Consider the following 2725-nt stretch of genomic DNA (forward strand, 5'->3'; position numbering starts at 1 on the left):
TGCGGGTGCGCCCCACCGCCAGCCAGAACCGTTCGTCGGCTTCGTGGTACACCTTCTCGCTCGGCAAACCGGAGCCGAGCCGATGCCGCCACACCGTGTCCGGCCGCCACGCCGCGTCGACCGTTACGTAATACACCGTGCGGTTGTCGGTCGCCCAGGTCACGCCCGCGCCGATACCGGTGATCTCGTCGGAGTACCGCTGTCCGGTGCGTAAGTCTTTGAACCGAAGGGTGTATCGCTCATCGCCGAGGTAGTCGACGGAGTACGCGAGCACGTTGCCATCAGGGCTCACACTCGCCGCGCCCAGTGCGAAAAAATCGTGGCCCTCAGCTTCGACATTCTCGTCGAGCAATACCTGCTCGCCGGGGATCTCGGTGTGCTCATCGAAGACGGGCGGATTCCAGTCACCCGCATCCCGTACCGGGCAACGACAGTGCACACCGTACTGTTTGCCTTCGAAGCTGCGGGCGTAATACCACCAGTCGCCGCGGCGGGTCGGTACCGACAGATCTGTTTCTTTGGTGCGCGCCTTGATCTCGTCGAAGATCTGTTGCCGCAACGGCTCCAGGTGCGCCGTCATCGCATCGGCGTAGTCGTTTTCCGCTTCGAGGTGCGCGACGACGTCCGGGTTCGTTTTCTCCCGCAGCCATTCATACGGATCGACGAAGATGTCGTCGTGGTACACGCGGCGGCTCTCCACCCGTTTGGCCACGGGCGATACTGGCGTTTCAGTCATATGTGCCGCTCCTCCTCATCGCTGCGCTCTGCACCGTCGCCGGCGCGTCATGCGCCGGGGCCGATCCAGTCGTCGAAGCGCAGCCCCGAAATCCGTTCGTAGGCTTCGATGTAGCGTGCACGGGTGGCCTCGATGACGTCATCGGGCAGCGGCGGCGGCGGCTGCGACCCGCTGCGGTCCCAGCCTGACTCCGGGCTGGTGAGCCAATTGCGGACAAACTGCTTGTCGAAGCTGTGCTGAACTACCCCCTCACGGTAGTTTTCGGCCAGCCAGTACCGCGAGGAATCCGGTGTGAAAACCTCGTCGGCCAGCACGAGGTTGCTGTGGGCATCGAGGCCGAACTCAAACTTGGTGTCTGCGATGATGATCCCCTTCGTTAGAGCGTGGTCGGCGGCCTGCACATACGTTTGCAGCGTACGATCGCGCAACTGGTTGGCGCGCACCGCTCCCACCATCTCGATCACCCGCACGAACGGAATGTTCTCATCGTGTTGTCCTAGTTCGGCCTTGGTGGCGGGAGTGAACAACGGCGTGGAAAACCTGCTGGCTTCCACCAAACCCGGCGGCAATGGGATGCCGCAGAGTTTGCCGGTCTTTTGGTAATCAATGAGCCCCGAGCCGGTCAGGTATCCGCGCGCCACACACTCCACCGGCAGCATCTCCAGCTCCCGCACCACCAGCGCGCGCCCCAGCACTTCGTCGGGGATCCGCGAGTCGTCCGGTGGCCCGGCCAGGTGATTGGGCGCCTCGACAAGATTGAAGAAGAACACGCTCATCGCGGTCAGAATGCGGCCTTTGTCCGGGATCGTGCTGTCCAAGACATAGTCAAACGCCGAGATCCGGTCGGTTGCCACGAACAACAGGTGCTCGTCGTCGATGCGGTATAGCTCGCGGACCTTGCCGCTGGCCAGGTGCCGGTAGTCGGACAGAGCAGGGCGCATCGCGTCAGCCTATCCGGCGGCCTCAGGGACCAACACTGTGCTGAGATCAACGCTATGAGATCGCGCTACCTGCCCTACGCCACCAGACCCGGCCGGTTGCTGGCCCAACTGTTCAGCGACATTCTCGTCGTCCTGTGGACGTCCGCGTGGGTGCTGGTCGGCATGGCAGTGCACAGCGCTGTCGCGACCATCGCGGGCGTCGGCCGGGATGTCGATCACGGCGCGCATGGGGTCGCCAACAACCTGCAGTCGGCCGCCCACAGCGCGGAACATATCCCGCTGGTGGGAGGCGCGGTCAGCAAGCCGCTGACCGGGGCCAGCGAGGCCGCTCTCGACATCGCCAGCGCCGGCCACAATCTGCACACCACCGCCACGTGGTTGAGTGTGCTACTTGCGCTCGCGGTGGCCGCCCCACCGATCCTGGCAGTGATGATGCCGTGGCTTTTCCTGCGGCTCAGGTTTTTCCGACGCAAACTGACGGTTACCGCCCTGGCCGCCACCCCGGCCGGCGAACAACTGCTGGCGCTGAGGGCGTTGGCGAACCGGCCGCTGCGCAGGTTGACCGCGGTGAACGCCGATCCGGTCGGCGCGTGGCGGCGCGAAGATCCTGTGACGATCCATGGCCTGGCAGCTCTCGAGCTGCGGTCAGCAGGAGTTCGGGCGCGCTAGATCCACACCCAGCCCGCTCACTCCAGCGCGGCACGTACGCTGTCAGGCCACCAGCATGCGGGGCAGCTGCAGCAGCCCGGCGACCACGACGATCAGCCAGACCGCCAGCGCGTTCCAGAAGAACACCAGCGAAACGGTCTGCAATGCTTGCACATTGAGCTCGACCGCCATGGCATAGGTTGCCGCCGAATACATGCCTAGCGGGAAGACCATCGCCCACCACACACCGGCGAATTGCAGTACCGCCGGCCGCCGGCTGATGGTGCGCAGCCCGAAGTAGATCAGCGGCGGTATCCACAGGGTGGCCACCAGCCAGGTCACCTGGGTGATCGCCCGCGCACTGCTAGCCAGCCAGTTGGGCGCCAGCAGGTGGATGTAG

At 64.6% G+C, this 2725-nt stretch carries 2 protein-coding genes and 2 pseudogenes; 1 reads left to right on the forward strand and 3 read right to left on the reverse strand.

Annotation, left to right across the window (positions count from 1 at the left end):
* Positions 1 to 736 (reverse strand): annotated as a pseudogene (locus tag VFA16_RS08480) (oligopeptidase B); the annotation flags it as partial.
* 47 nt (positions 737 to 783) lie between these two features.
* Positions 784 to 1677 (reverse strand): phosphoribosylaminoimidazolesuccinocarboxamide synthase, encoded by an 894-nt coding sequence (locus VFA16_RS08485; protein WP_324967386.1) that lies wholly within the window; start codon positions 1675 to 1677, stop codon positions 784 to 786.
* A gap of 54 nt (positions 1678 to 1731) precedes the next feature.
* Here VFA16_RS08485 and VFA16_RS08490 point away from each other — a divergent pair, with 54 nt between their 5' ends.
* Positions 1732 to 2346: a hypothetical protein gene (locus VFA16_RS08490; RefSeq protein ID WP_324967387.1), complete on the forward strand. Its 615-nt coding sequence runs from the start codon at positions 1732 to 1734 to the stop codon at positions 2344 to 2346.
* A 42-nt stretch (positions 2347 to 2388) separates the two neighbouring features.
* On the opposite strand, the pseudogene VFA16_RS08495 reads toward VFA16_RS08490, so the two are convergent.
* Positions 2389 to 2725: pseudogene (locus VFA16_RS08495) on the reverse strand (C4-dicarboxylate ABC transporter); the annotation flags it as partial.

This window comes from Mycobacterium sp., assembly GCF_035653355.1.
Taxonomy (GTDB): domain Bacteria; phylum Actinomycetota; class Actinomycetes; order Mycobacteriales; family Mycobacteriaceae; genus Mycobacterium.